Here is a 2,792-nt window from a genome sequence, read left to right on the forward strand (position 1 = left end):
TTACAGCTCGGACGACGGCTTTTCGGTGATGGATTACCTGGCGGTAAATGAGTCTCACGGTGGCTGGGAAGATATTGAAGCCATCGCCGGGGACTACAAGCTGATGGCGGACCTGGTGATCAACCACATGTCGGCCCGTAGCCGCTGGTTTGAGAACTTTCGCAAGCGGGTGGGGCCGGGGAAGGACTACTTTTTTGAGGGCAACCCCAAAGACGATCTGAGTCTGGTGGTGCGGCCCCGGACCTCACCCTTGCTGACCCCGGTGCAGACCGACGATGGCGAGCGCCACGTGTGGTGCACGTTCAGTGAAGACCAGGTAGACCTGAACTTCGCCAACCCGGAAGTGCTGATCGAGTTTGCCCGCATCATTCATTATTACCTGGCGCGCGGAGTAACGATCTTCCGGCTGGATGCGGTGGCGTTTCTGTGGAAAGAACCGGGTACGCCCTGTATCCACCTGCAGCAGACCCACGAGCTGATCAAGATTCTGCGCCTGCTGATTGAGCATCACACGCCGCATGCCGTGGTGATCACCGAAACCAACGTGCCCAACCGGGAGAACCTGACTTACTTCGGCAACGCCAACGAAGCCCACGCTATCTACAACTTCTCGCTGCCGCCCTTGCTGATCAATACCCTGGTCACCGGCAACTGCCGCCACCTGAAAACCTGGCTGATGAGCATGCCGCCAGCACAGATGGGCACCACCTATTTGAACTTCATCGCCTCCCACGATGGCGTTGGTCTGCGACCTACTGACAGCCTGTTAGACGAGGAGGAGAAACAGCGGCTGATCAACACCATGGAATCTTTCGGCGGTAAAGTATCGTACCGGCGCACCGCCGATGGCCGGGACCAGCCCTATGAAATGAACATCGCTCTGTGGGATGCCCTCAAAGGCACCGCCGAGGCTGGCGCAGACCACTGGCAGTTACAGAGATTCCTGTGCGCCCACACCATCATGCTGGCACTGGAAGGCATTCCCGCGTTCTACATTCACAGCCTGCTGGCCACCGAAAACGACCACGCCCGTGTAGAGCACACCGGCCGCTTCCGCTCCATCAATCGTGGCCAGTGGCAGCTGGATGCGCTGGAGACAACCCTGGCGGACCCGCTCAGCCACCACAGCAAAGCTTTCACTGAACTCAAACGCCTGATCGCCATCCGCCGCGCCCAACCCGCGTTCCACCCCAATGCCACCCAGTTCACCCTGCACCTGGGCCTGCAACTGTTCGGCTTCTGGCGCCAGAGCACGCGCCGGGAGCAATCCATCTTCTGCATCCACAACATCAGCGACGAAGTGCAGCAAGTGGCCCTCACCGACATCAACCTCATCGGCACCGACCGCTGGACCGACCTGATCTCTGGCCTGGCCATCGACAACCTGGCCGGTGTGCTCACCCTCAAACCCTACCAAAGCGTCTGGCTCTCTAACTAAAATCGGGGTCAGACCCGCGGACATTTGGTGGGGCGAAATGTCCGCGGGTCTGACCCGAAAATGTGGAGTGGTTGGTTTGTAATCTGGAGATGGGTGGTTATAATCGGCTCCGCTCAGGATGAGTCAGCCATATACCACCAATCTTCAGGGACCGAAGTCATGCCCCAGGCAAGCGGATTGCAGTTCACCGCCCGTGTAGGCGAATTCCCCTCAGATCACTTCGTTGTTGTCGGCTTCGCGTTGACCGAAAGCCTCTCCCAGCTGTTTCAGGGCCGTTTGCATCTGGCCAGTACCGACCCGGACGTGCAGGCGGCGGATATTCTGGAGCAGCCAGTGGACCTGGTGGTCTGGCAAGACGGCCAGCCGGTGCGACGCTTCACCGGCGTGGTGAACGAATTCGTCCGCGGCAACACCGGCCACCGCCGCACCGCCTATGAAGTGGTCATCCAGCCCCCGGCCTGGCGCCTGGGCCTGATGCACAACAGCCGCATCTTCCAGACCCAGAGTACCGACGCCATCGTGCGCACCCTGCTCGAAGAACGGGGCATCATTGATACGGTCTTTGACTTCAAGCGCCCACCCGAAGAGCGGGAATACTGCGTCCAGCATCGGGAAAGCGACCTGCAGTTCATTGAACGCCTGGCCGCCGAAGAAGGCTGGCACTACCGCTACCAGCACGGCAGCGTGGATGGCAACGAACAGCCGGTCCTGATCATCGCTGACCACCACGGCGACGCCCCCAAACTGGACCCGGTCCCCTGCAACACCCAGGCCGGCGGCAGTACCAAACAGGCCTGCGTGTTCCGCTTCGCCTACGAGGAACGCATCAAAGCCGCCTCGGTCGCCATGAAGGACTACACCTTCAAAAACCCCGCCTACGCCTTGATGCACGAACACAGCGCGGGCGACATCAGTCACCGTGAAGACTACCAGCACTACGACTACCCCGGCCGCTACAAGGCCGACGCCAGTGGCCAGCCGTTCACCCAGGCCAGACTGGACGCGCTCAGAAACGACGCCAGCCTCGCCAAGGGCGAAAGCAATCGCCCCGACTTCACCGTGGGTGCCAAAGTCGAACTGCAGAAACACGACAGCCAGAGCCTGAACCGGGAATGGCTGCTGACCGCCATCACCCACACCGGCAAACAGCCTCAGGCCATGGAAGAAGAGGGTGGCAGCGAACCCACCAGCTACCACAACGACTTCACCGCCATCCCGGCCGATAAAACCTGGCGGCCAGTGTGTGAACACAAACCCATGATGGACGGCCCCCAGATGGCCATCGTCACCGGCCCGGACGGTGAAGAGATCCACTGCGACCAGTACGGAAGAGTCAAAGTAAGATTCCCCTGGG

Annotated in this window: 2 protein-coding genes; both read left to right on the plus strand. The window is 60.4% G+C overall.

The features are described 5' to 3' along the window. On the plus strand, positions 1-1,438 hold a 1,438-nt coding region (locus IBX51_RS14915; protein WP_291832116.1), incomplete at its 5' end, for a sugar phosphorylase. A 159-nt stretch (positions 1,439-1,597) separates the two neighbouring features. Continuing rightward, on the plus strand, positions 1,598-2,792 hold a 1,195-nt coding region (gene tssI / locus IBX51_RS14920; RefSeq protein WP_291832117.1), incomplete at its 3' end, for a type VI secretion system tip protein TssI/VgrG.

Source organism: Marinobacter sp. (assembly GCF_014859525.1).
Classification (GTDB): domain Bacteria; phylum Pseudomonadota; class Gammaproteobacteria; order Pseudomonadales; family Oleiphilaceae; genus Marinobacter.